Source organism: Phyllobacterium sp. P5_D12 (assembly GCF_054049495.1).
Genome location: NZ_JBFUMG010000851.1, coordinates 1 through 1383 on the forward strand (window position 1 = coordinate 1; position 1383 = coordinate 1383).

Sequence of the window (1383 nt, forward strand, 5' to 3'; positions counted from 1 at the left end):
CGTAGAGAACCCTGCCGCTCGTGGGAGAGATCGGCAAAAAGGGGCTATAGGTTGCCTGGCGTTCCTCCCCGAGCGTTGGCAACATCACCTTCATGATGTCGTCGTAATGCTTGACCGCCCGAAGCAACACTTCATCGAAGCGTCCCGATTTGTAGTATTCCGTCGCACTAGCAAATTCGTAATCGAAGCCGAACGTGTCGAGAAAGCGGCACAGCATGACGTTGTTGTGGTCAGCAAAACTGCTGTAATCGCCACCAAAGGGATTTGGGACGGACGACAGTGGCTTATGCAGATGCGGCACTAGTGAGGAGGGGTCCGGTACGTTGTCCGGAATCTTCCGCATGCCGTCCATGTCATCAGAAAAGCAAAGCAGCTTGGTGTTGACCAGGTCCTTGGTCAACACACGAAAGGCATGGCGCACCATGGAAGTGCGCGCCACTTCGCCGAACGTGCCGATATGCGGCAGACCCGAGGGGCCATAGCCCGTTTCGAACAATATCGTCTCGGGGTAACCGGTCTTTTCATAGCGTTTAATGATCTTTCGCGCCTCCTCGAAGGGCCAAGCTTTGGCCTCTGCTGCTGCCTCGATTAATTCGGGGCTCAGTTCGATTTGGGTATCAAGGCGCGAAGTCATTCGTTTTTCCTGTGTTCCTGCCGTCTGGTAAGGCGGGCGGACACTATGGCGCAAGGTGGCTGGCGTCAATTGCATGTGCCCGTTTGAAGACAATCTGCGCTGATCTCAAATGGCTCACTCAGCTCAATAAAAATCGACCGGAAAATAACGCAGATAGAGTTCGGATGTAGTGCCTTTTTCCTCCATCGCCTTCAAGGCAAAATTAAAGGCATCGATAAGTTCGCTATTCTTACGTGTGGTCGCAATGGTCATTCCATCACCCAGAAACTGGGGTGCGATATAGGGCCCACCGACGAAGGCGCAGCAGTTATCCGACTCAATGCTGCCGATCCAGAAGGATAGATCCGACCCGTCACCGAATACGGCGTCAATCTTCTTTGCTTGGAGATCCTTGAGCATGAGATCACGCGAGGGGTAGCCGACCCAATGGCCCTTCGGGAAGTAGTCAGCAAAAATCACTTGGTGCACTGACCCTGCTACAACGCCGACTGTCTTTTTCTCGAGCGTATCGGCAAGATGTTCAGTAAGTGGCGTTTCCTTCAGCGTCACAAATCGTGCTGGCAGCCTCATATAAGGCGTCGTAAAGGCGAGTTTCTGACGCAAGGCTGCTGTCGGTCTTAGGCCAGCAATAATCGCTTCCGCCTCTCCATTTTCAAGTGTTGGCAGCAATTCATTCCATGGGCGCGCTTCAACCTGACACATTGCAGTGACAGCGAGCTCATCACAGATCGCCCGCACTAGATCGATAT

General features: G+C 53.1%; 1 protein-coding gene and 1 pseudogene. Both read right to left on the reverse strand.

The genetic code is table 11. The features are described 5' to 3' along the window. Positions 1-634: pseudogene (gene lysK / locus ACXJ5O_RS27030) on the reverse strand (lysine--tRNA ligase); the annotation flags it as partial. 123 nt (positions 635-757) lie between these two features. Next, positions 758-1383 (reverse strand): transporter substrate-binding domain-containing protein (locus ACXJ5O_RS27035; RefSeq protein ID WP_457302603.1); only part of this gene is annotated, 626 nt, incomplete at its 5' end.